Raw genomic sequence first — 20,294 nt, forward strand, 5'->3', positions numbered from 1 at the left:
TTTTGTGCTTCTTATGTTTTGTTTAAATGCTTTATTTTAAAAATTGTGGTTTAAGGAAATCTGTAAACAATCGCGTTAATGTTCATTCCTGCACCAACGGAAGCGAATACGATATTTCCTTTGTCTTTGAATTGATGACCTTTCATATTTCCTTTTCTGATTAAATCAAACATCGTAGGAATTGTAGCAACCGACGAATTTCCGAATTCCTGAATCGTCATTGGCGCAATATCGTGGCTGTAATCAGTTTTTCCATAGAGCTTGTGCAATCTCGAAATCATTGCATAATCCATTTTAGCATTGGCTTGGTGGATCAATATTTTATCGATATCATCAATAGTTAAATTTGCTTTATCGATGGTTTCTTTGATCGCATCCGGAACGTATTTCAACGCGTATTCATAGATTTTTCTGCCGTGCATTCTGATGTAAAGAGGTCTTCTGTCTTCATCTTTTTTCAATGAAGGTGCATTTTCCAGGTAATTTAATTCTAAATTATTATCACAAATTGTAGCATCAGCGATAATTCCTACATTTTCTTCATCAGTAGCTTTTACTACGACAGCGCCGGCTCCGTCCGCAAAAATCATTTTGTTTCTATCGAAAGGATCAGTTACGCGGCTCAACGTTTCGGTACCTACCACCAAAATCAGTTTTGCTCTTTTTGCTTTAATTAAAGTATCAGCCAAAATCATTGCTTCTATCCAACCTGGGCAACCGAAAATCATGTCGTAATTGATGCATTTCCTGTTGAGGATTCCCAATTTGTTTTTGATGCGTGCAGACATAGAAGGCATGAAATTAGTCATTCCATTTTTATCCACCTCGCCAAAATTGCTGGCACAAATAATATAATCAAGTTCTTCTTGATCAATTTTGGCATCAGCAATCGCTTCCATTGCAGCTTTATGTCCAAGATCCGAATTGAATTCATCATCTTCCAGATATCTTCGATTTTCTATTTCTGTGATGTCCACAAATTTTTGGATGATTTCCGGATTGGGTTTATCGATTTTTTCACCTTCGTCAGTGTAGAAAACTGAATCCATAAAGTGTTCCCGGCCGATAACTTTTTTAGGAATATAACTTCCTGAACCTATAATGATTGTATTGGGCATATTTTTTTTGAAAATTTCCGACAAAGTTAAGAATTATATTGTATCGGCTTAAATGAAAATTATTATTAAATTTGCAAAAGTTTTTTCAAGAATAAATTATGAAAATGAGTGCGTCCACGAAAGGTTTGATTATATCGGTGATTGCGGTGCTCTTTGCGTTTGGAATTTATTTTTTGTTTTTGGCTAAAAGAAATTATTATCTGGTTGATAATCCTACCAATAATACATTTTACTTTAAAATCAACAACGGATCTGAAAAAATCATCGCTCCCGGACAAAAACTTCAGGTAGATTTAGCGAAAGGGAAAAACCAAATCAAGGTTTTCGATGGACAGAAGAAAATGCTCTACGATTCTGGTTTTGTAGTAAATAAAGATCGGGGTTTGCTGAATATTGCACACCAAGATTATTACATCAATGAGCAATTTTACGGTTATGGACTCAACAAAGATTCACTGATCGCCGCTCGTGGTGCTACTATCATTGATGGGAAAAACTATCTTAACGAGCCCAAACTCTTCAATAAATTATATACTGACGATTTCTACTTCAATATTGACGAAGATTACGATAAAGTGGTAAAAAACGTCCAGAAAATAGAATCCCGAACAAAGATTTTCAGAAAACAGGATTTTCTCAATTATTATAAAGAGTACTATCAATTTTAAATAAAGCATTTTGAGCCAAGTAAAACCATACAACACAGAAGCAGGGAAAAAGAGCGAAGTTGAAGACATGTTCGACAATATCGCTCCCAAATATGACTTACTGAACCACGTACTTTCTATGAAAATAGATGTGCTCTGGAGAAATACTTTGGTAAAATGGATGCAGAAAGACCAACCGAAAGAAGTTCTAGATGTAGCGACAGGAACCGGAGATTTGGCCATTGCCGTACAAAAAGGAACTTCGGCGAAAGTAGTAGGTTTGGATCTTTCCCAGCAAATGCTGAACGTGGGAATCGAGAAAATCAAGAAACTCAACTTGGATCAGCAAATTTCCATGCAGAAAGGTGATGCGGAAAACCTTCCGTTCGATAGCAATAAATTCGATGCTGTTTCCGTTGCATTTGGAGTAAGAAATTTCGAGAATTTAGAAAAAGGATTAGCAGAACTCAGAAGAGTAGTGAAGGAGGAAAAAAGCGTATATATTTTAGAATTTTCTAAAGTGGAAGGCTTTTTAGGACCTTTTTATATGTTTTATTTTAAAAATATTTTGCCACAAATCGGTAAATTGGTCTCCAAAGACAACAGAGCTTACACCTACCTTCCGGATTCGGTAAACGCTTTTCCTTATGGTGAAAAAATGAAAAACATTCTTCTAAATATCGGTTTCAAGAAAGTGGAATATAAAAAACTAAGTTTAGGAATCGCAACGATTTATAAGGCAACCAAGTAAAATATGGGTAAAATAGGGTTAAAAATTAATTTGCTCACGGCAATTTTTGTTGCATCATTATTGAATGCGCAACTTTTCCGTACCAAAGACCGAATGGACAATCTGGAAGGATTTGATGACCAAAAGCTCAGCTACGGTTTCTATCTTGCTGCGAATAATTTCGATTATAAATTGGTTTTGGATCCGAAATTTGGGATGAATAAGGGCAAAAATCTTGTGAGAACTAAATCTTCCTATAGTTTTGGTGCCGGATTAATCGGGAAATTCAGATTGAATGAAAATTTTGATTTAAGATTCGAACCAGGTTTACATTTCGTGGAAAGAGAAGTGTATTTCGATACTCAATCGAATGATCAATACGCCGGTGGAACCACTGCATATCCAGCTTTTACACCAAGACCACTCACCGATGCAGATAAATTAAGAACCGTAAAATCGACTTATGTCGATTTGCCGTTGCTCATCGAAGTTCATGGTGACAGATGGTACAATTCTCGTCCTTATGCGGCAGCCGGAGTGAATTGGATGATGAATTTGCAATCAAACAACAAAGCAACCGACGATAACCAGCAAGGACTTTTCCGAACTACCGCAAGCAATTTTGCATGGTCTGCAGAAATCGGGATTCAGTTTTATTTCAGCAGATTCAAGCTTACACCAGGTTTCCGCGGAACATTTATGATTAACGATGAAATGGTAGCAGACAATCCAGAAACGCCACCATATTGGAACGCAGCTATCGCCAGTGGAAAAACCCGTGCATTCATGTTTGTTTTGAAATTTGAGTAAAGAAAAACATCGAGATAAAAATTAAAGAGAAAGTAAATCAATGCTTTCTCTTTTTTATTTCAATAAATTGTTGAAATAATTCATCAATTCAAATTAAAATTTTATATTTTTGCTAAATAGTTAGAATTAATTAAGCCTGAAAATGCTCAAAGATTTAGAAAACAACTTTTCGGTTTTAGAAAAAAAAATTCTTAGTGTAACGAAGAATTACCGGGATTTGGACGAAAAGTATGCGGAATTATCGAAAGAGCACAACGAATTGAAGAAGAAATACGACGAGGAAAAAAGAAAAAACCAGGTTTTAGCAGAAGAACAAAAGAATATAAAATTGTACTCGGCAATATCCGGAAATCCCGATCATAACCGATTGATGAAAAACCACATCAACCGCCTGATTAAAGAAGTGGATAACTGTATTGCGGAACTTCAAAACAGCGGGTTGTAATGGAAGTAAGAAGAATTACCATCAACATTGCCGGAAGAAATTATCCGCTGAATGTACCTGCCACCGAAGAAGAAACACTTCGGAAAGTAGGAAAACAGATTGAAGCAATGATTAAAGATTTTGAACAAAATTTTGACGTGAGAGATAAGCAAGATGCTTTGGCAATGTGCGCTTTAAAACTAGGCACGAATGCAGAAGTATCAGCAATATCCAACGAAAAAAATATACAAGCTTCCAACGAAAGATTAATGCAAATTAACCGCCTGTTGGAAGAATTGGAAAAGTAGATTTTCTTTTCCAAAACACAACTGCCTACAATAGTTCTAACACATTAAGGTAAACTCAACGCTAAACAATTTCCGAACGAAAGTTCACTTAATGGCGCGCCGACTTGCTCGGATTACAGAAAGTGAAAATCAGTTCAAATCGTGAAGATTAGGAGTTTACTCTAAATCTCTGAATTATTGTAGGCTTTTTTTATCTTAAAAAATGGATAAAAAATAATTAAAAACAACGATTTCAAATTGGAAAATCCACCTTTGAAATCATTAAATAAAGGAACATTTAAACTAAACATATATGACAACAGCAACCGCAATTATTATCGGTATTGTTTGCGTTGTTTTGGGAGCCATTATAGGAATGCTATTTTCTAAAAGCTCACTCAACGCAAAAGCAAAATTCATCATTCAAGATGCAAAGAAAAATGCCGAAAACCTTATAGAAAAAGCCAACGTACAGGCCGAATCCATTAGAAAAGAAAAACAACTCCAGGCCAAAGAAAAGTTTTTGGAATTGAAATCTCAGCATGACGCCGATATTCAGGCGAGAGAAAAAAAGATGCAAGATGCCGAAAAAAGAATTAAAGAAAAAGAAAATAAGCTTAATGATGAATTGAGCAAAACCGGTAAACTGGAAAAAGATTTGGACCGACAAATTGCCGATTACAGCAAAAAGCACGAAATCCTCGAAAGAAAACAGCAAGAATTAGATATTGCTACTTCCCAAAAAGTAGAAATGTTAGAAAAAATAGCAAATTATTCTGCCGATGAAGCAAGAAATGAATTGATAGAATCCCTGAAAGCAGAAGCGAAAACCAGAGCTCAGGCGCACGTTCAGAGCATTATGGAAGAAGCTAATCTTAACGCAAAACAAGAAGCGAAAAAGATTGTTATTCAAACCATTCAGCGAATCGGAACCGAACAGGCGATCGAAAATTCAGTTTCAGTATTCAATATCGAATCTGATGAGGTAAAAGGTAGGATTATCGGTAGAGAAGGTAGAAATATCCGTGCTTTGGAAGCTGCAACCGGCGTTGAAATTATCGTTGATGATACTCCGGAAGCGATTTTACTTTCATGTTTCGATCCTGTAAGAAGAGAAATCGCAAGACTTTCGCTTCACCGTTTGGTAACCGACGGAAGAATTCACCCAGCGAGAATTGAAGAAGTGGTAGAGAAAACCAAAAAACACATCGAAGAAGAAATCATCGAAGTGGGTAAAAGAACAGTGATCGATTTAGGTGTACACGGACTTCACCCGGAATTGGTAAAAATCGTAGGACGAATGAAATTCAGATCTTCTTATGGCCAAAACCTTTTGCAACACTCCAGAGAAGTAGCGAATATCGCTGCAACGATGGCTGCAGAACTGGGTTTAAACGTAAAAATGGCGAAAAGAGCAGGTTTGCTTCACGATATCGGGAAAGTTCCGGAACAAGAGTCCGAACTTCCACACGCGCTTTTGGGGATGCAATGGGCCGAAAAGTATGGTGAAAATCCTGAAGTAGTCAATGCAATTGGAGCGCACCACGATGAAGTTGAAATGACTTCGTTGTTGTCGCCGATTATTCAGGTTGCCGATGCAATTTCTGGAGCTAGACCGGGCGCACGTCGTCAGGTTTTGGAATCTTATATCCAACGATTGAAAGATCTGGAAGCAGCTGCTTTGAGTTTCGATGGTGTTTCCAGTGCTTATGCGATTCAGGCCGGGCGCGAACTTCGCGTAATGGTTGAAAGCGGAAAAGTAAGCGACGATAAGTCCGCACAGCTTTCTTATGATATTTCAGAGAAAATTCAGAATGAACTTACGTATCCAGGACAGGTGAGAGTTACGGTTATCCGCGAAACCAGATCCGTAAATATTGCTAGATAATTTCTAGTTATTGATAACAAAAAACCTTCCGGGAAATCGGAAGGTTTTTTTATGAAATGAATTTTTATAAGAACGGTTTCATCTCGTCCTCGATTTTTTTTCGCAAGTCCATGAGTTTTACGGCGTACTGTTCCATTTGTTTTTCGGCTTCGGTTTCCGGTTCGAATTTTGGGACTTGTAACGAATTACCTTCATCGTCAACCGCCACAAAAACAATGATGCAGTGCGTTTTCTTTTCAAAATCTTTCCGCTTGATGTTTCGGGAGAATACATTGATGGCGATATGCATACTCGTACTTCCGGTGTAAATTACCTCGGCTTCCACTTTTACGATATGCCCGATTTTTATTGGCGAATAAAACCTAATTCCACCCACATAAACGGTTACACAGTAACTGGAGCTCCACGAACTTGCACACGCGTAGCCCGCCTGATCAATCCATTTCATAACACTTCCGCCGTGTACATTTCCACCATAATTTACATCGCTTGGTTCAGAAATAAACTGAAAGACCGTTTTAGTCACCATTATTTTCTTAAATTTAAATAAAGATATTGATAAAATTTTTAATTTCCTTTTATTAACCCTATTTTTGAAAAATGAAAAAAGTATTTTATTTAAAAACCTGTGATACCTGCCTGAAAATTCTTAAAAAATTTAATTTGAAAGACTGGGAACTTCGGGAAATAAAAATAAATCCTGTAACAGTTGAAGAGCTGGAAGAAATGTACAGACTTGCAGGTTCCTACGAGGCGCTTTTCAGTAAAAAATCAAACCAAATCAAGCTCCGGGAAATAGATCCGAAAACATTGCAGGAAAACGATTACAAGGAACTTATCCTGGATCATTATACTTTTCTTAAACGTCCGGTTTTTATGACAGATAAAGAAATCTTTATTGGTAACGAAAAGAAAACCCTGGAAGCTTTACGCGGATATTTTGCAGATTAAATCATGAAATTCCTGTCGGTTTTTCTGTTGTTATTTGCCCTGACTATTTCAGCACAAACTGTTTATAAAACACCTTCCGGCTCGAAGTACCATTTGTCATCCTGCCGGATGGTAAAAAATGTTTCATCATCATTAAGCATTGAGAAAGCACTTAAACAAGGACTCGAACCGTGTAAAATCTGTAAGCCTCCTTTCAGGCAGGGATTGGGAATTGTTTCAAAGCCTAAGAAAACAGCGGGACAGAATTCCGCAAACCGGTGTTTTGCCATTACCAAAGCCGGAACCCGCTGCACAAGAAATACGAGTATCGGAAATAATTTTTGCTTCCAGCATTTGCCGAAATAATTTCAGAAGTTTCAGCATCTTGTGAACTCGATTTATGACATAATTTCCGGAAGATCAGCTTTGTTAAGTAATTTTGTCCGCAAATTGTAGCGGGCATTTTTTTTGAGGAAAATACAGTAATCAGTTACAAAATGTTTAACCTTTAAATTTAATGTCATGTCAAATTTAATCAGAAGCAACAGTTTTTTCGATGATTTCCTTACGAAAGATTTATTTGAATTTAACAGACCGAAATTTACCCGATCTGAATTAACCTTGCCTTCAGTTAACGTGAAAGAACTCGATAATGGTTTTGAAATTCATGTAGCTGCGCCCGGGCTTAGAAAAGAAGATTTAAAGATTAATCTCGAACGAAATGTTTTAACTATTTCGAGCGAAACTAAAACAGAAAATGAAGAAAAGGATGAGAAAGGGGCTTTTACCCGAAGAGAGTTTAATTACAGTTCATTCAGTCGTTCTTTCACCCTTCCCGAAGATGCCGAACCGGAAAAGATTGAAGCATCCTATGAAGACGGTATTCTGAAAATCACCGTTCCTAAAAAAGAAGTAGTGATGGAGAATGTGAAAACGATTGAAGTCAAATAATCCTTTTTTGGCAATAAAAAACAAAAATAAAAACCGTTTGAAATTTTCAAACGGTTTTTTTATTTATTGAAAGATGTTTTTTATACAAATGGCAGTTTTACCACCTTTGCAGGAACATTTTTATTTCTGATCTGGATGAAAATTTCCGAACCTACTTTAAAGTGTGGTTTTGCCACGTAAGCAAGACCGATCCCGATATTTTTCATCGGGCTCATGGTTCCTGATGTTACTTTGCCAATTTCTTTACCTTCCGCATCCACCACAAGATAATCGTGTCTTGGGATGGCTCTTTCCTGCATTTCGAAACCAACCAATTTTCTGGTAACACCATCTTCTTTTTGTTTTGCAAGAAACTCTTTGTCCACAAAATCCTTATCGAATTTGGTAATCCAACCCAAACCTGCTTCCAACGGAGAAGTAGTATCATCGATATCGTTTCCATAAAGACAGAATCCTTTTTCCAATCTCAAGGTATCTCTGGAAGCCAGTCCGCAAGGAATCAAACCGAATTCTTCGCCCGCTTCTGTCAGCGAATCCCAAATTTTTTCAGCACTTTCATTTTTAAAATAAACCTCAAAACCACCGCTTCCGGTATAACCTGTGTTGGAGATAATCACATCTGAAACTCCTGCAACAGTTCCCACAGTAAAGTGATAGTAAGGAATATCGGAAAGTTGTGTGTCGGTTAATTTTTGAAGGGTTTCGGTAGCTTTTGGACCTTGGATGGCGATCAAGGACATTTCGTCTGAAGCATTAGTAAGTTTCGCGCCGAATTTTTCGTTGTATTTGGAGATGTGATTCCAGTCTTTCTCGATGTTGGAAGCATTGACCACCACGAAATATTTTTCGTCTTCCATTTTGTAAATAATCAAATCATCTACTATTCCGCCGTTTCCGTTGGGCAAGCAAGAATATTGAGCTTTTCCATCTTCCAGAGCATCCACATTATTGGTGGTAACATATTGCAATAAATCTTTTGCAGAAGGTCCTTCCACAAAAAACTGCCCCATGTGGGAAACATCAAAAATTCCTACTTTTTCGCGTACAGCGAAGTGTTCTTCCGTAACACCGGAATATTGTACAGGCATTTCGAAACCTGCAAAAGGTTTCATTTTTGCGCCCAAAGAAACATGTTTGTCAAACAGGGCAGTTTTTTTCTCCATTCTTCAAATTTATTTATTAGATTATATTTCGATTATTTTAAAGATGATCTTTGTATTCCTTTAAAATGATTTTAAACCATTCTGTGAATTTTTCAGGATTTGCGTTCATTTCCTCATCGAGCTGTTGCATGGAAATATATCTTATTTCCGAAACTTCTTCTTCATTCAGCGCGAAATTTCCTTCGTAATTTCCTGTAAAAACGTGGTCTAGCTCATGTTCCCAAAGATTTTGGCCTACATCGGCTTTGTAAATAAAGCTGAATTTTTCCGTAAGATCAGTGGTAATACCCAATTCTTCATTCAATCGGCGTTGTGCGCCTTTGAGATAAGTTTCATCGATTTTTGGATGCGAACAAACGGCGTTGGTCCACTGATTTGGGGAATGATATTTTCCGGAAGCGCGCTTCTGAAGTAGCATTTCGCCTTTATCATTAAACAAAAAAACAGAAAATGCACGATGAAGAATTCCGTTTTCATGGGCATTCATTTTTTCCATCAGTCCTAAAATTTCATCATTTTCAGAAACTACAACTACTTGTTCTTCCATATCTCACAAATTTAAGTTTTAAAACTTAGTTGGTAAAATTTTTAATAAAAATTTATGCTTTCTGTTTTTTTATTTAAAAACTCAAAAAATTTAACTGCTGTAAACCAATCAAAATTTGTAATTTTGCCTCTTAAAATTTTTGTGATATGGAACTGGATTATAAAGATCATTTGAGCCCAATACTGAAAGGTGGTGTAAAGAATTACCTCATTGATATCGACGGAACGATTACCGACGATGTGCCCAATGAAGAGCCCGAAAGAATGATCGATTGCGAGCCGTACCCCGATGCGCTGGAAACCATCAACAGATGGTATGATCAGGGACATATCATTTGTTTTTTCACTTCGCGTACCGAGAATTTAAAGCAAATTACCATCGACTGGCTCGATAAACACGGGTTTAAATATCACAGCGTTTTGTGCGGAAAACCGAGAGGTGGGAACTATCATTGGATTGATAACCACCTCGTGAAAGCGACCAGATACAAAGGAAAATTTACCGATATGGTGGAGAGACAAGTAACAATTGAAGTATTTAAAGATTAATAAATGAAGATATTAGCTAATGATGGTTTAGACCAATCCGGGATTGATGCGCTTACAGAGAAAGGTTTCGAAGTAATTACCAACAAAGTTCCTCAGGATTTGTTAATCAATTATATTAATGAAAATCAAATTCGCACGATCCTTGTAAGAAGTGCAACACAAGTAAGAAAAGAACTCATCGACGCTTGTCCAAGCATCGAAATCATCGGAAGAGGTGGAGTAGGAATGGATAATATCGATGTCGATTATGCGCGTTCGAAAAACATTCACGTAATTAATACACCGTCAGCTTCTTCGGAATCGGTGGCGGAACTCGTTTTCGCGCATTTGTTTTCCGGAGCTCGCTTTTTGCAAGATTCCAATAGAAAAATGCCGGTTGTAGGAGATTCTGAATTTGCTAAACTGAAAAAATCTTACGAAAAAGGAATCGAACTTCGAGGGAAAACCATCGGAATTGTAGGGATGGGAAGGATAGGGCAAGAAGTTGCTAGAATCGCATTGGGATTAGGGATGCGGGTAATTGCAGCCGACAGCAATGTAGGCAGAGCAAGCATTAAAGTGAAATTTTACAATAACCAATTTATCAACGTAGATATCGAAACTGAGCCAATTGAAGGTGTTTTGAAACATGCTGATTTCATCACTTTGCACGTTCCAGCACAGAAAAACGGTTATATGATCGGTAAAAAAGAATTTGATTTGATGAAAAACGGCGTAGCAATCGTAAACTGTTCCCGAGGCGGAGTTATAGACGAAGAAGCGCTGATTGCCGCATTGAATTCCGGAAAAGTGGCCTTCGCAGGATTAGATGTTTTCATCAACGAGCCAACTCCTTCAAAAAATATTTTGAATCATCCAAAAATATCTCTTACCCCGCATACCGGAGCTTCAACTTTGGAAGCGCAAGACCGAATCGGACTTTCTTTGGCTCATCAAATTTGCAGCATTTTGCAAATTCAATAATTTTTGAAAGAACATATCTGAACAAAAAAATCCCGGAATATCCGGGATTCTATATGATGATGGAATAATAATTTATTTATTCTTCAGTAAATCTCTAATTTCTGCCAAAAGAACCTCTTCGTTTGAAGGTCCTGCAGGTGCAACTTCAGCCGGCTTAGAGACTTTATTAGCCGCCTTTATCAACCAGAAAAGTACCATCGCAATACATAGGAAACTAATCACCGCCGACAGGAAATTTCCGTATTTCACGCCGTTCCAGCTCAGTTGTGCGATGTTTTCTGCGCCTACTGCTTTCAGCGTAGGATTTAGGAGTAATGGTGTAATTACATCTTCAACCAAAGAGGAAACAATTTTACCAAATGCAGCTCCAATGATCACACCGACTGCCAAATCTACCACATTTCCTTTGAAAGCAAATGCTTTAAATTCTTGTACAAATCCCATAGTTTTTTATTTTAATATGTTTAAGTTCAGCTAAATTAATAAATAATTTTAAAATTTGTTGATAAATCTTATCATTTATTGATTTTAAAGGTAGAAATAATGCTGAGTTCTCAATTTTCATTAAATTTATTAACTATCTAAGCTCTTTAAAAATGTAAATATTTTCCGCTCAGCGAACCTCATTTTTTTACGGAGCAATATTCGTCGAATCCATCAAAGGTTTTTGGGATTTGGCTTCATTGAAAGCTTGAGATTTTTCCGTAGAAAAACGTTCAGAAGCGGTGATTCAGCGTTCAGTTTTGATTGATGAATTGGGAAATGTTTTTAAAATTTTATCATAAAAAAACCTTTCAAAAAATTTGAAAGGCTTTGCTAGTTTTATTTAGAAATTATTCCGGTTGACCGTTTTCTTCTTCGGTAATTTTGTTGTTTTTAGAATACCACATGCTTAAAAAACCTGCAATCATAAAAGGGATTGAAAGAACTTGGCCGGTATTTAAACCTGCAAATTGAATAAATTCGTCGCCTTGTGGTTCTTTTAAAAATTCTACAAAAAATCTTATTGCCCAAAGAATGATGAAAAACACTCCAAATAACCAACCTTGTTGATATTTTTTGTTGGTGTAGCGGTATAGAATCCACAATAAGATAAAGAGTAGGAAGTAACCTATTGCTTCGAAAAGCTGGGTAGGATAGCGCGGAACGATGGCGCCGTACTCGGAACTTTGCTGAGGGAAAAGTATAGCGAATGCAGATCCTTCGGGAGCGGGTTTTCCTATGATTTCTGAATTGAAAAAATTTCCGATTCTTACAAAGGCACCTCCTAAAGCAACTACAATTCCGATTCGGTCATATACCCAAAAAGGATTTTTCTTAATGATTTTAAAGGAATAATATAGCGTGGTGAAAATTAAAGCAATAGTAGCACCGTGACTCGCTAAACCAGAAAAACCAGTGAATTTGAACTCTGGCTTGGTTTGAATCGGAAGAAAAACCGACCAGAAATCTTGTTTGAAAAGTTCGGGTTGGTAGAAAATAACATGTCCTAATCTTGCCCCAAGAATAGTTCCCACCAAAGTCCAGGTGAAAAGCGGTTCTAGATATTTTTGGTTGACATTGTCGATTTTGAAGATTTTCGCCATAATCGCATAGCCAAGTCCGAATGCTAGAACAAACATTAAACTGTAATAGTGCAGCGTTATTGGACCTAAATTGATACCGGTTGACGGATCCCAAGTGGTATATAAAAATGAAACCATATTTTTTTATTTATTTTTTTTAATGTTGATGTTCGCTTTTCGGAGGTACCGGATCATAGCCTTCTCCGCCCCAAGGATGGCATCTCGAAATCCTTTTTGCTCCCAACCAAAAACCTTTGAAAAGCCCATGAACACGAAGCGCTTCCACCATGTAATGAGAGCAAGTTGGTTCATATCGACAGTTTTTCGGAAGAATCGGCGAGATAAACCACTGATAAAACTTTATCAGTACAACCAAAGGAAATGTGATGATTTTGTTGAACATTGCGTTGCAAAAATAACGAAATAGTTTAATTTTGTTGAAAGTTTATGGCTAAACTTATCTGGCCGGCCATTTGCAATCAAATAATTTCAATTTTCTATCTTGAATTCAAATATTCCACTTGCTGAATTGCTGCGTCCGAAATCTCTAGATGAAGTTTTGGGTCAGGAACATCTTACCGGAAAAAATGGTACGGTGAGAAAAATGCTGGAAAATGATACGCTGAACTCGCTGATTTTTTGGGGACCGCCTGGAACCGGAAAAACAACTTTGGCAGAAATTGTTTCAGAGAAATCCGGAAGGAAATTTTTTAAGCTCTCTGCAGTTTCCAGTGGTGTGAAAGACGTTCGGGAAGTGATAGAAGATGCCAAAAAGCAAAATCTATTTTCCGGAAAATCACCTATTTTGTTTATAGATGAAATTCACCGATTCAATAAATCTCAGCAAGATTCGCTTCTTCACGCGGTGGAAAAAGGTTGGATCGTTCTCATCGGAGCTACGACTGAAAACCCAAGTTTTGAAGTGGTTTCAGCGTTGCTTTCGCGCTCGCAAGTTTATGTTCTGAAATCTTTAAGTTATGAAAAGCTCGAAGAACTGGCAGAAATTGCTTTCAAAAAATACAACGAAAAAGAGCACACCGATTTTAAACTTAAAGATAAAGAAGCATTCATTCAATATTCCGGCGGAGATGCCAGAAAGCTCATCAATTCTGTAGAAAATGTTTTGAATAATTTTAAAAATTCAAAAAAACAAGAAATATCCAATGAAGATGTTTTGGAGGTTTTGCAGGAAACGATGGCGCTTTACGATAAAAATGGAGAGCAACATTACGACATTATCTCTGCTTTCATTAAATCCATGCGCGGATCGGATCCGAACGGTGCAGTTTATTGGCTAGCAAGAATGTTGGCAGGCGGTGAAGATATTAAATTTATTGCCCGAAGAATGCTTATTTTGGCTTCCGAAGATATCGGTTTGGCAAATCCAAATGCATTGGTGATTGCCAATAATTGTTTTCAGGCGGTGAATGTCATCGGAAATCCCGAAGCGCGGATTATTCTTAGTGAAACAGCGGTTTATTTAGCAGTTTCGCCAAAAAGTAACTCGACCTATTTAGCGATAAATGAAGCGATGGCGTTGGTGAAAAAGACGGGAAATTTGCCGGTTCCGCTTCATTTAAGAAATGCTCCAACCAAATTGATGAAAGATTTGAATTACGGAAAAGATTATCAGTATGCCCATTCTCACGAAGGCAACTTTGTTGATTTGGAGTTTTTGCCGGAAGAAATTTCAGGAACGCAATTCTATGAACCGGGCAATAATTCTACCGAAAATAAAATCGCGGAACAGCTTCGCAAGAAGTGGAAAGGTAAATATTGAAAATTTTGGGTCTACAAAAAATATTATCCTTCCAGCTCGTATTCGCTATAGTGACCCGCAAATCTCACCTCGGCGCCGATAGATTTTAGTTCTTCCAAGGAATTTTTATAAAGTATGTTTTCCCAATTTCCTTCGACATTGATGTAGAAAAAATAATTTCCAAGTCCGGTTTTTAGGGTTCGGCTTTCAATTTTCGAAAGGTTCATTTTGCGCCAAGCAAAAACCGATAAGACTTGATGCAAACCACCGGCATGATCTTCGGGAAGTGTTATTAATAAAGAAGTTTTCTCAAAAGTTTTCTTGAAGTTGAGTTGTAATGCTTCGTTTTCTCTGGAAATTACAATAAATCGGGTATGGTTTTGCTCAAAATCCTGGATGTTTTCATCGATGATTTTTAAACCATATAATTTTGCTGCGTAATGATTGGCAATCGCCGCGATTTTTTCCTGAGGATTTTCCGCAACCAATTTGGCAGAAGCAGAAGTTGAAGAAAAATCTTGAGTCGGAATATTGCCGTATTTATTGACTCTAAAATGAAATGTTTGCGCCAATGCTTGCGGATGCGAAATAATTTTCTCGAAATTTTCGTTTTCCGGATGTATCATCAGATGATGCGAAATCGGCATAATCACTTCGCTCTGAATGTAAATTTCATTAAACTGATAAAGGTAATCGAGCGTCATCGAAACGGTTCCTTCGATGGAATTTTCCAATGGAACCACCGCTTTTTCGGCTTCTCCATTTTTCACTGCAATGAAACAATCTAAAATACTCGATTGTGGAAGGAGCTCGTCTGTCGGGAAAATTTGCGAACAGGCAAGTTGTGTAAAGCTGGCTTGCGGACCGAGAAATGCTATTTTCATGCAACAAAAATAGAAAAAAGATGGCTTCTTGAATTTTAATGAAGATATAAACTTGCGTTTTGAAATAAAAATAAGGTTTTGAACAAAATTCCAAATGAAAAATCTGCTTTTTTTGTGGTGAAATTTCCAAGTATCTTTGTGTTTTAATTATCGCAGTTATGAATATCGTTCTTGCTTCTACTTCCACGCTTTTTGGTGGTAATTATTTGGAATATCTCACGGAGGAAATCAAAATTCTTTATAATGGAATTGATGAAATTGTCTTTATTCCTTATGCAAGACCCGGCGGGATTTCTCATGAAGAATATACTGAAAAAGCTAAAGGTTTTTTTGCACCGCTGGGATTATCGGTAAAAGGCTTGCATGAATTCGATGATAAAAAGACTGCGATAGAATCTGCCAAAGGATTTTTCACTGGTGGCGGAAATACTTTTCTTTTGGTAAAAACTTTACATGATGAAAATTTGATGCAGTTGCTGAAGGAAAATATTGAGAGAGGTAAACCTTATCTTGGTTGTAGTGCAGGTTCTAATATAGGCGGTGTGAACATGAAAACAACGAACGATATGCCCATTGTTTATCCGTCGAGTTTTGATTGTATGGGATTGGTTCCTTTCAATATCAATGCACATTATCTTGATCCTAAGCCGGATTTAAAACATAACGGCGAAACCCGCGAGACACGTATTAAGGAGTTTTTAACCCAAAATGATGTTAAGGTCATTGGTTTGCGGGAGGGAAACTGGATCCGAAATAAGGACGGAAAAATCAGTGTAGAAGGAAGTGAAATGACCAGGGTTTTCGAAAAAAACAAAGCTCCTTACGAAATAGAACCAGGAACATTCCTTTAATTATTCTTGCCATTTTTTTTCGATGAGGTCCATCAGGTAAGCAGGACATTTTATAATGTTATTGGTTTTGGAATCCAGAAAAAAGAGGGTAGTTTTTGCCTCCGTAATTTTTTGTTGAGAATTGTTAAAGATTTCATATTCAAACTCAATTCTTACACCAGGCTTTTTTTTGATGTAGGTGTGGATTTCCAAAATTTCATCATATAAAGCCGGCTTCAAATACTTAATGGAGAACTCCGAAACAGGTAACCATATCCCCTGATTTTCAATCTCATCATACGACATTCCGAGCTCGCGAAAAAGTTCCACTCTGGCTACTTCGAAGTATTCAGCATAATTGCCGTAATAGACGTATTTCATCGGGTCTGTTTCTCCGTAACGTACTCTTAATGAATGTGTTGTGTGTATCATAATGATTGGTAAATCTTTCATACAAATATATTTTTTAATAACCAATAGCACAAAAATTTTTTTATCAAATTTAAAAATTAGATATTTGTCTTCCTGTCCTAAAAACGAAATTTGCCGGAAAAAGCTGAAAGAAAATGAATGAAAATTTAACTATTATCTGGGAGAAATGTCTACAGTTCATGAGGGATAACCTTAATGCGGCAGAAGACAATACTGACCTGAAAAAACTCGAAAACTCTTTTGATTTACTCTTTGATAATGTGCGACCAGTTTCATTGGTAAGCAATAATCTTACGCTTTTGGTACCGAGCGATTTTTATAAAGAATATATTGAAGATAATTATTTGTCTTTATTATCAGCTGCACTGAAAAAGAATTTAGGAAAAGGAGTGAAGCTCTGGTATTCCGTAATGGAAAACAAACCGGCCGGTCAGGAACAGCCCATTACGATGAATGTTAAGGGCAAAAGCATACCTACTCCCAAATTACAGGAAACTCTGCCACCTTCTTTTTCAGCAAACTTGATCAACCCGTTCGTGGTTCCGGGAATGAAAAAAGTGAACATCGATTCTAATTTGAAAGCCGATTTCTCTTTTGATAATTATGTGGAAGGAGAAAGCAATAAGTTTGCAGCAACCGTTGCAAGATCGATCGCAAAAAGACCAGGCGCAACGGCGTTCAACCCCTTGTTTTTATACGGAGGTTACGGAGTAGGGAAAACGCATTTGGGACACGCAGTTGGATTGGAAGTAAAAAATGCCTTTCCGGATAAAGTGGTTCTATATTTATCTTCAGAAAAATTTATTCAGCAATTTGTTTCGGCAGCAAAAGCTCATAAACAAACCGAATTTGCGAATTTCTACCAAATGGTAGATGTCTTGATTATTGATGATATCCAGTTTCTTTCCGGAAAAAAATCAACTCAGGATAGTTTTTTCCATATTTTCGATTATTTGCACCAAAACGGAAAACAAATTATCCTAACTTCCGATAAAGCGCCTGTTGATATTTTGGATATTCAGGACCGTATTGTTTCCCGTTTCAAATGGGGGCTTTCCGCTGAAATTAAATCTCCGGATTTCGATACCAGAAGAAAAATTATTGTAGATAAACTGAGCCGCGACGGAATTGTTTTGACCGAAGATATGCTCGATTTCCTTGCATCTGAAGTGAAAACGAATGTTCGTGAATTGATCGGTGTGATCAACTCGGTAATCGCTTATTCTACGATTTATAAATCAGATCTAAGCCTTGAACTTCTCAAGGAAACGATTAATAAAATTGCTGCCAACCAGAAAAAGGTTATCAATATTCCTTATATTCAAGAGGTGGTTTGCGAATATTTTGGTATTCAGCGAGAGCAACTTTTATCGAAAACCAGAAAAAGAGAGATTGCCTTGCCAAGACAACTTGCGATGTATTTTGCAAAAGAATTTACCAATGCCACTTTCACTAAAATAGGCGAGGAAATGGGCGGAAAAGATCACTCTACTGTTATGTACGCTTGCGATACGATCAAAGATGTTTCCAAGATAGATAAGGAGCTAAAAAAATACGTAAAAGAACTTACCGAACGCATTAAGCAATAATTTTGCAGCGTTGGAATAGAAATTAATAGGATGAAGAATAGCAATATTCTTCATTTTTTGTAATATTGTTTATCACCGAAATCGTTTATCCATAATGAAAATATTAGCAGTTTGTCTCGGAAATATCTGCAGAAGTCCACTTGCGGAAGGAATTCTGAAATCTAAACTTCCGGAAAGCTTCATCATTGATTCTGCCGGAACAATTGCTCTGCACGAAGGTGAACATCCGGACAAACGCGCCATTTCCACTGCCGCAAAATATGGACTTGATATTTCAAAGCAACGTTCAAGACCGATTTTGCCGAAGGATTTTGTGGAATTTGATGTGATTTATTGCATGGATCTTAGTGTTTTTGAAACCGTGATTTCTATGGCGAAAACCGAAGCGCAAAAAAGCAAGATTTCTTTGTTTTTAAAAGAAGCAGAAATTCCGGTAAACAATTTTGAAGTTTTTGATCCCTACTGGAGCGAAATGGACGGTTTTGAGGAAGTTTATCAGCTTCTGAGTGATGCTTCAGAAAAAATTAAAACTAAACTTTTAACTTCTAATTCATAAACGCTTATGCTTTTCCTAATTCCTGCTTACCTTTCTGAAAATTCTCCAATTGAGTATTTTGCCCCTTCGATAAAAGAATATATTCTGAAGACCGATTATTTTTTTGTTGAGAACGAAAAAACCGCCAGAAAGGTGATTAAATTTTTCGCACCCGAAAAGAAACAGGCCGATCTCAAGCTTTTTCTTTTAGATAAATATTCCACAAATGTTGATTTAAAAGAAGCGCAAAAGCTGATGAAAAGCGGGCAGGACTTTGGTTTGCTTTCCGAAGCCGGGCTTCCGTGTATTGCCGATCCGGGAAATCTGATGGTGAAATGGAGCCATGAAAATAACATCAAAGTGATTCCAATCAACGGACCTTCATCGATTATCCTGGCTTTGATTTCGAGTGGTTTTAATGGTCAGGAATTCACTTTTCATGGGTATTTGCCGATCGATAAAACCGAAAAGAAAACGAAGATTCATTTTTTGGAAAATCAGGTTCAGAAAACCGGTTATTCGCAGATTTTCATGGAAACTCCGTACCGCAACAATCCGCTTTTTGAAGATTTGTGCAGGTTTCTTTCTCCCAATACGAAACTTTGTATTGCAGCTAATATTAATGATCCGAAAGAGGAATTTATTAAGACTTTAACCATTAAAGAATGGCAGAAAAACAAGCCAGAACTTCATAAGATTCCGGCGGTTTTTGTGATAGGGAAATAAAGTTTAACTTCCTTTAACAGCACTTTTGCACTATTGTTGCGATAGTCATGATAAATAAATTATTATGACAGAAAAAAAATTATCCGGGCTATGGCTCGATCAGCACAAAGCAATAGTAGTAAAAAATCATGATGCTCAGAACGCTTTCAAATTCTTTCTTTGTTCGCCGGTAAAAGCGGAGGTTCAACACGGAAATTCCAGCGAAAATGCTGCGAATAATGCAGAACAAACAAATAAGGCAAAGTACTTTAAAGAAATTGCCCATCTTTTGACTAATTCTGAGGAGGTTTTCATCACTGGTCCTGGAACCATACAAGAAGAACTGAAAAACTTTTTACATGAAACGGCTCAGTTTAAAAATTTGAAAATTACTTTAGGTACTGCTCAAAAGATGAGTGATGAAGAGGTTTTAAATGCTGTTAAAAGTCATTTCGGAGCTTAAAAACCAAAAAATAGGGTTGAAAAAATCAACCCTAATTTTTTTTTAATATTTAATTCCGAGTTTCTTTAAAATAAAATGCAAAAGCCAGATTGGACCTACCAAAAGAAATTGTAAATCTTTGAGGAAGCTAGGTTTTTTGCCTTCGATTTTATGACCGTAAAACTGACCAATCCAAGAGATTACAAAAACAGCAATATAAACCATCCACGATCGATGCTCGAATTGAATATTGATGAAATAGACGAAATGCTCCATCAACAGCATGAGGATAATCATCATTAAAGCAATTTGCCACGATAATCTGAAGTAAAAAACCGTCACCAAAAGCAGTGCTCCCAAGGACACCAAACTGATCGCTCCAAAATACCTCATGAAGAAATGAGGCGCGGGAATCAGCGAAACGAAACCTAGAATGGAAAAAAAAATCAATGGTACACAAATCCAGTGAATGGCTTTGTTGGTGTGGTTTTGATGGCTTTCGGCATATTCGGCGAAAAGCTGATCAATTTTTCTCATGAAAATTCAT

At 37.0% G+C, this 20,294-nt stretch carries 27 protein-coding genes; 16 read left to right on the top strand and 11 right to left on the bottom strand.

The window, feature by feature from the left end; all coding sequences use genetic code 11:
• Positions 1-50: 50 nt before the first annotated feature.
• Complete coding sequence (locus AP75_RS02850) at positions 51-1,118, bottom strand: 3-oxoacyl-ACP synthase III family protein (RefSeq protein WP_031503154.1); 1,068 nt, start codon at positions 1,116-1,118, stop codon at positions 51-53.
• A 98-nt stretch (positions 1,119-1,216) separates the two neighbouring features.
• On the opposite strand from AP75_RS02850, the gene AP75_RS02855 reads away from it, so the two are divergent.
• From AP75_RS02855 to rny, 6 genes are all read left to right on the top strand, one after another.
• Entirely contained in the window at positions 1,217-1,786 is a 570-nt protein-coding gene (locus AP75_RS02855) for a hypothetical protein (RefSeq protein WP_031503152.1), read from the top strand.
• 7 nt (positions 1,787-1,793) lie between these two features.
• Positions 1,794-2,516, top strand: a complete 723-nt coding sequence (ubiE, locus tag AP75_RS02860; RefSeq protein WP_031503150.1) for a bifunctional demethylmenaquinone methyltransferase/2-methoxy-6-polyprenyl-1,4-benzoquinol methylase UbiE — start codon at positions 1,794-1,796, stop codon at positions 2,514-2,516.
• A gap of 3 nt (positions 2,517-2,519) precedes the next feature.
• Positions 2,520-3,305 (top strand): type IX secretion/gliding motility protein PorT/SprT, encoded by a 786-nt coding sequence (porT, locus tag AP75_RS02865; RefSeq protein WP_088263548.1) that lies wholly within the window; start codon positions 2,520-2,522, stop codon positions 3,303-3,305.
• Between the two features lie 142 nt (positions 3,306-3,447).
• A complete protein-coding gene (locus AP75_RS02870) occupies positions 3,448-3,750 on the top strand; it encodes a hypothetical protein (protein WP_088263549.1) in 303 nt (100 codons plus the stop codon).
• Positions 3,750-4,037 (top strand): cell division protein ZapA, encoded by a 288-nt coding sequence (locus tag AP75_RS02875; protein ID WP_031501432.1) that lies wholly within the window; start codon positions 3,750-3,752, stop codon positions 4,035-4,037. Before AP75_RS02870 ends, AP75_RS02875 begins: the two co-directional genes overlap by 1 nt.
• 292 nt (positions 4,038-4,329) lie before the next feature.
• On the top strand, positions 4,330-5,904 hold the full coding sequence (rny, locus tag AP75_RS02880; protein ID WP_088263550.1) for a ribonuclease Y: 1,575 nt from the start codon (positions 4,330-4,332) through the stop codon (positions 5,902-5,904).
• 64 nt (positions 5,905-5,968) lie between these two features.
• Here rny and AP75_RS02885 read toward each other — a convergent pair whose 3' ends face one another.
• Positions 5,969-6,433, bottom strand: a complete 465-nt coding sequence (locus tag AP75_RS02885) for an acyl-CoA thioesterase (RefSeq protein WP_088263551.1) — start codon at positions 6,431-6,433, stop codon at positions 5,969-5,971.
• Positions 6,434-6,504: 71 nt separating this feature from the next.
• On the opposite strand from AP75_RS02885, the gene AP75_RS02890 reads away from it, so the two are divergent.
• Entirely contained in the window at positions 6,505-6,855 is a 351-nt protein-coding gene (locus AP75_RS02890; RefSeq protein WP_088263552.1) for an arsenate reductase family protein, read from the top strand.
• Positions 6,856-6,917: 62 nt separating this feature from the next.
• Here the strand turns inward: AP75_RS02890 and AP75_RS14075 are convergent, their stop codons facing one another.
• On the bottom strand, positions 6,918-7,124 hold the full coding sequence (locus AP75_RS14075; protein WP_143755785.1) for a hypothetical protein: 207 nt from the start codon (positions 7,122-7,124) through the stop codon (positions 6,918-6,920).
• Positions 7,125-7,356: 232 nt separating this feature from the next.
• Between AP75_RS14075 and AP75_RS02900 the strand changes: the two genes are divergently transcribed.
• Positions 7,357-7,785 (top strand): Hsp20/alpha crystallin family protein, encoded by a 429-nt coding sequence (locus AP75_RS02900; RefSeq protein WP_088263553.1) that lies wholly within the window; start codon positions 7,357-7,359, stop codon positions 7,783-7,785.
• A gap of 80 nt (positions 7,786-7,865) precedes the next feature.
• Here the strand turns inward: AP75_RS02900 and gcvT are convergent, their stop codons facing one another.
• Both gcvT and idi read right to left on the bottom strand, forming a co-directional pair.
• Positions 7,866-8,948: a glycine cleavage system aminomethyltransferase GcvT gene (gene gcvT / locus AP75_RS02905; RefSeq protein WP_031501434.1), complete on the bottom strand. Its 1,083-nt coding sequence runs from the start codon at positions 8,946-8,948 to the stop codon at positions 7,866-7,868.
• 37 nt (positions 8,949-8,985) lie between these two features.
• Positions 8,986-9,495: an isopentenyl-diphosphate Delta-isomerase gene (gene idi, locus AP75_RS02910; protein WP_088263554.1), complete on the bottom strand. Its 510-nt coding sequence runs from the start codon at positions 9,493-9,495 to the stop codon at positions 8,986-8,988.
• Between the two features lie 146 nt (positions 9,496-9,641).
• On the opposite strand from idi, the gene AP75_RS02915 reads away from it, so the two are divergent.
• Positions 9,642-10,043: an LNS2 domain-containing protein gene (locus AP75_RS02915; protein ID WP_031501435.1), complete on the top strand. Its 402-nt coding sequence runs from the start codon at positions 9,642-9,644 to the stop codon at positions 10,041-10,043.
• Between the two features lie 3 nt (positions 10,044-10,046).
• Positions 10,047-11,006 (top strand): D-2-hydroxyacid dehydrogenase, encoded by a 960-nt coding sequence (locus tag AP75_RS02920; protein ID WP_031501436.1) that lies wholly within the window; start codon positions 10,047-10,049, stop codon positions 11,004-11,006.
• 72 nt (positions 11,007-11,078) lie between these two features.
• Here the strand turns inward: AP75_RS02920 and mscL are convergent, their stop codons facing one another.
• The 3 genes from mscL to yidD all read right to left on the bottom strand — a co-directional run bounded on the left by mscL (position 11,079) and on the right by yidD (position 12,974).
• Complete coding sequence (gene mscL, locus AP75_RS02925; RefSeq protein WP_031501437.1) at positions 11,079-11,450, bottom strand: large conductance mechanosensitive channel protein MscL; 372 nt, start codon at positions 11,448-11,450, stop codon at positions 11,079-11,081.
• 389 nt (positions 11,451-11,839) lie between these two features.
• Positions 11,840-12,709, bottom strand: coding sequence for a prolipoprotein diacylglyceryl transferase (lgt, locus tag AP75_RS02930; RefSeq protein WP_088263555.1), 870 nt, complete (start codon positions 12,707-12,709; stop codon positions 11,840-11,842).
• Between the two features lie 19 nt (positions 12,710-12,728).
• Positions 12,729-12,974, bottom strand: a complete 246-nt coding sequence (yidD, locus tag AP75_RS02935) for a membrane protein insertion efficiency factor YidD (RefSeq protein WP_031501438.1) — start codon at positions 12,972-12,974, stop codon at positions 12,729-12,731.
• A gap of 99 nt (positions 12,975-13,073) precedes the next feature.
• On the opposite strand from yidD, the gene AP75_RS02940 reads away from it, so the two are divergent.
• Positions 13,074-14,351 (top strand): replication-associated recombination protein A, encoded by a 1,278-nt coding sequence (locus AP75_RS02940; RefSeq protein WP_031501439.1) that lies wholly within the window; start codon positions 13,074-13,076, stop codon positions 14,349-14,351.
• Positions 14,352-14,374: 23 nt separating this feature from the next.
• On the opposite strand, the gene pheA is transcribed toward AP75_RS02940, so the two are convergent.
• Complete coding sequence (gene pheA / locus AP75_RS02945) at positions 14,375-15,214, bottom strand: prephenate dehydratase (protein WP_088263556.1); 840 nt, start codon at positions 15,212-15,214, stop codon at positions 14,375-14,377.
• 158 nt (positions 15,215-15,372) lie between these two features.
• Here pheA and pepE point away from each other — a divergent pair, with 158 nt between their 5' ends.
• Positions 15,373-16,065 (top strand): dipeptidase PepE, encoded by a 693-nt coding sequence (gene pepE / locus AP75_RS02950; RefSeq protein WP_088263557.1) that lies wholly within the window; start codon positions 15,373-15,375, stop codon positions 16,063-16,065.
• Here pepE and AP75_RS02955 read toward each other — a convergent pair whose 3' ends face one another.
• Positions 16,066-16,476 carry an acyl-CoA thioesterase gene (locus tag AP75_RS02955; RefSeq protein WP_088263577.1) on the bottom strand — a complete coding sequence of 137 codons (411 nt, stop codon included), beginning with the start codon at positions 16,474-16,476 and terminating at the stop codon, positions 16,066-16,068.
• Positions 16,477-16,610: 134 nt separating this feature from the next.
• On the opposite strand from AP75_RS02955, the gene dnaA reads away from it, so the two are divergent.
• The 4 genes from dnaA (at position 16,611) to AP75_RS02975 (ending at position 19,768) form a co-directional block, all read left to right on the top strand.
• Complete coding sequence (dnaA, locus tag AP75_RS02960; protein WP_088263558.1) at positions 16,611-18,065, top strand: chromosomal replication initiator protein DnaA; 1,455 nt, start codon at positions 16,611-16,613, stop codon at positions 18,063-18,065.
• Between the two features lie 94 nt (positions 18,066-18,159).
• Positions 18,160-18,621, top strand: coding sequence for a low molecular weight protein-tyrosine-phosphatase (locus AP75_RS02965; protein ID WP_088263559.1), 462 nt, complete (start codon positions 18,160-18,162; stop codon positions 18,619-18,621).
• 6 nt (positions 18,622-18,627) lie between these two features.
• Positions 18,628-19,326, top strand: a complete 699-nt coding sequence (locus tag AP75_RS02970) for an SAM-dependent methyltransferase (protein ID WP_031503298.1) — start codon at positions 18,628-18,630, stop codon at positions 19,324-19,326.
• Positions 19,327-19,390: 64 nt separating this feature from the next.
• Complete coding sequence (locus AP75_RS02975; protein WP_031503299.1) at positions 19,391-19,768, top strand: hypothetical protein; 378 nt, start codon at positions 19,391-19,393, stop codon at positions 19,766-19,768.
• A gap of 42 nt (positions 19,769-19,810) precedes the next feature.
• On the opposite strand, the gene AP75_RS02980 is transcribed toward AP75_RS02975, so the two are convergent.
• Complete coding sequence (locus tag AP75_RS02980; protein ID WP_031503300.1) at positions 19,811-20,284, bottom strand: Mpo1 family 2-hydroxy fatty acid dioxygenase; 474 nt, start codon at positions 20,282-20,284, stop codon at positions 19,811-19,813.
• Between the last annotated feature and the right edge of the window lie 10 nt (positions 20,285-20,294).

The organism is Kaistella haifensis DSM 19056, from assembly GCF_000735695.2.
Classification (GTDB): Bacteria; Bacteroidota; Bacteroidia; order Flavobacteriales; family Weeksellaceae; genus Kaistella; species Kaistella haifensis.

What these genes read in the sequence shown, in the direction of transcription:
- AP75_RS02850 (WP_031503154.1), bottom strand. Translation starts at nt 1,118, where the DNA reads ATGCCCAATACAATCATTATAGGTTCAGGAAGTTATATTCCTAAAAAA.
- AP75_RS02855 (WP_031503152.1), top strand. Translation starts at nt 1,217, where the DNA reads ATGAAAATGAGTGCGTCCACGAAAGGTTTGATTATATCGGTGATTGCG.
- porT (WP_088263548.1), top strand. Translation starts at nt 2,520, where the DNA reads ATGGGTAAAATAGGGTTAAAAATTAATTTGCTCACGGCAATTTTTGTT.
- AP75_RS02870 (WP_088263549.1), top strand. Translation starts at nt 3,448, where the DNA reads ATGCTCAAAGATTTAGAAAACAACTTTTCGGTTTTAGAAAAAAAAATT.
- AP75_RS02875 (WP_031501432.1), top strand. Translation starts at nt 3,750, where the DNA reads ATGGAAGTAAGAAGAATTACCATCAACATTGCCGGAAGAAATTATCCG.
- rny (WP_088263550.1), top strand. Translation starts at nt 4,330, where the DNA reads ATGACAACAGCAACCGCAATTATTATCGGTATTGTTTGCGTTGTTTTG.
- AP75_RS02885 (WP_088263551.1), bottom strand. Translation starts at nt 6,433, where the DNA reads ATGGTGACTAAAACGGTCTTTCAGTTTATTTCTGAACCAAGCGATGTA.
- AP75_RS02890 (WP_088263552.1), top strand. Translation starts at nt 6,505, where the DNA reads ATGAAAAAAGTATTTTATTTAAAAACCTGTGATACCTGCCTGAAAATT.
- AP75_RS14075 (WP_143755785.1), bottom strand. Translation starts at nt 7,124, where the DNA reads ATGGCAAAACACCGGTTTGCGGAATTCTGTCCCGCTGTTTTCTTAGGC.
- AP75_RS02900 (WP_088263553.1), top strand. Translation starts at nt 7,357, where the DNA reads ATGTCAAATTTAATCAGAAGCAACAGTTTTTTCGATGATTTCCTTACG.
- gcvT (WP_031501434.1), bottom strand. Translation starts at nt 8,948, where the DNA reads ATGGAGAAAAAAACTGCCCTGTTTGACAAACATGTTTCTTTGGGCGCA.
- idi (WP_088263554.1), bottom strand. Translation starts at nt 9,495, where the DNA reads ATGGAAGAACAAGTAGTTGTAGTTTCTGAAAATGATGAAATTTTAGGA.
- AP75_RS02915 (WP_031501435.1), top strand. Translation starts at nt 9,642, where the DNA reads ATGGAACTGGATTATAAAGATCATTTGAGCCCAATACTGAAAGGTGGT.
- AP75_RS02920 (WP_031501436.1), top strand. Translation starts at nt 10,047, where the DNA reads ATGAAGATATTAGCTAATGATGGTTTAGACCAATCCGGGATTGATGCG.
- mscL (WP_031501437.1), bottom strand. Translation starts at nt 11,450, where the DNA reads ATGGGATTTGTACAAGAATTTAAAGCATTTGCTTTCAAAGGAAATGTG.
- lgt (WP_088263555.1), bottom strand. Translation starts at nt 12,709, where the DNA reads ATGGTTTCATTTTTATATACCACTTGGGATCCGTCAACCGGTATCAAT.
- yidD (WP_031501438.1), bottom strand. Translation starts at nt 12,974, where the DNA reads ATGTTCAACAAAATCATCACATTTCCTTTGGTTGTACTGATAAAGTTT.
- pheA (WP_088263556.1), bottom strand. Translation starts at nt 15,214, where the DNA reads ATGAAAATAGCATTTCTCGGTCCGCAAGCCAGCTTTACACAACTTGCC.
- pepE (WP_088263557.1), top strand. Translation starts at nt 15,373, where the DNA reads ATGAATATCGTTCTTGCTTCTACTTCCACGCTTTTTGGTGGTAATTAT.
- AP75_RS02955 (WP_088263577.1), bottom strand. Translation starts at nt 16,476, where the DNA reads ATGATACACACAACACATTCATTAAGAGTACGTTACGGAGAAACAGAC.
- dnaA (WP_088263558.1), top strand. Translation starts at nt 16,611, where the DNA reads ATGAATGAAAATTTAACTATTATCTGGGAGAAATGTCTACAGTTCATG.
- AP75_RS02965 (WP_088263559.1), top strand. Translation starts at nt 18,160, where the DNA reads ATGAAAATATTAGCAGTTTGTCTCGGAAATATCTGCAGAAGTCCACTT.
- AP75_RS02970 (WP_031503298.1), top strand. Translation starts at nt 18,628, where the DNA reads ATGCTTTTCCTAATTCCTGCTTACCTTTCTGAAAATTCTCCAATTGAG.
- AP75_RS02975 (WP_031503299.1), top strand. Translation starts at nt 19,391, where the DNA reads ATGACAGAAAAAAAATTATCCGGGCTATGGCTCGATCAGCACAAAGCA.
- AP75_RS02980 (WP_031503300.1), bottom strand. Translation starts at nt 20,284, where the DNA reads ATGAGAAAAATTGATCAGCTTTTCGCCGAATATGCCGAAAGCCATCAA.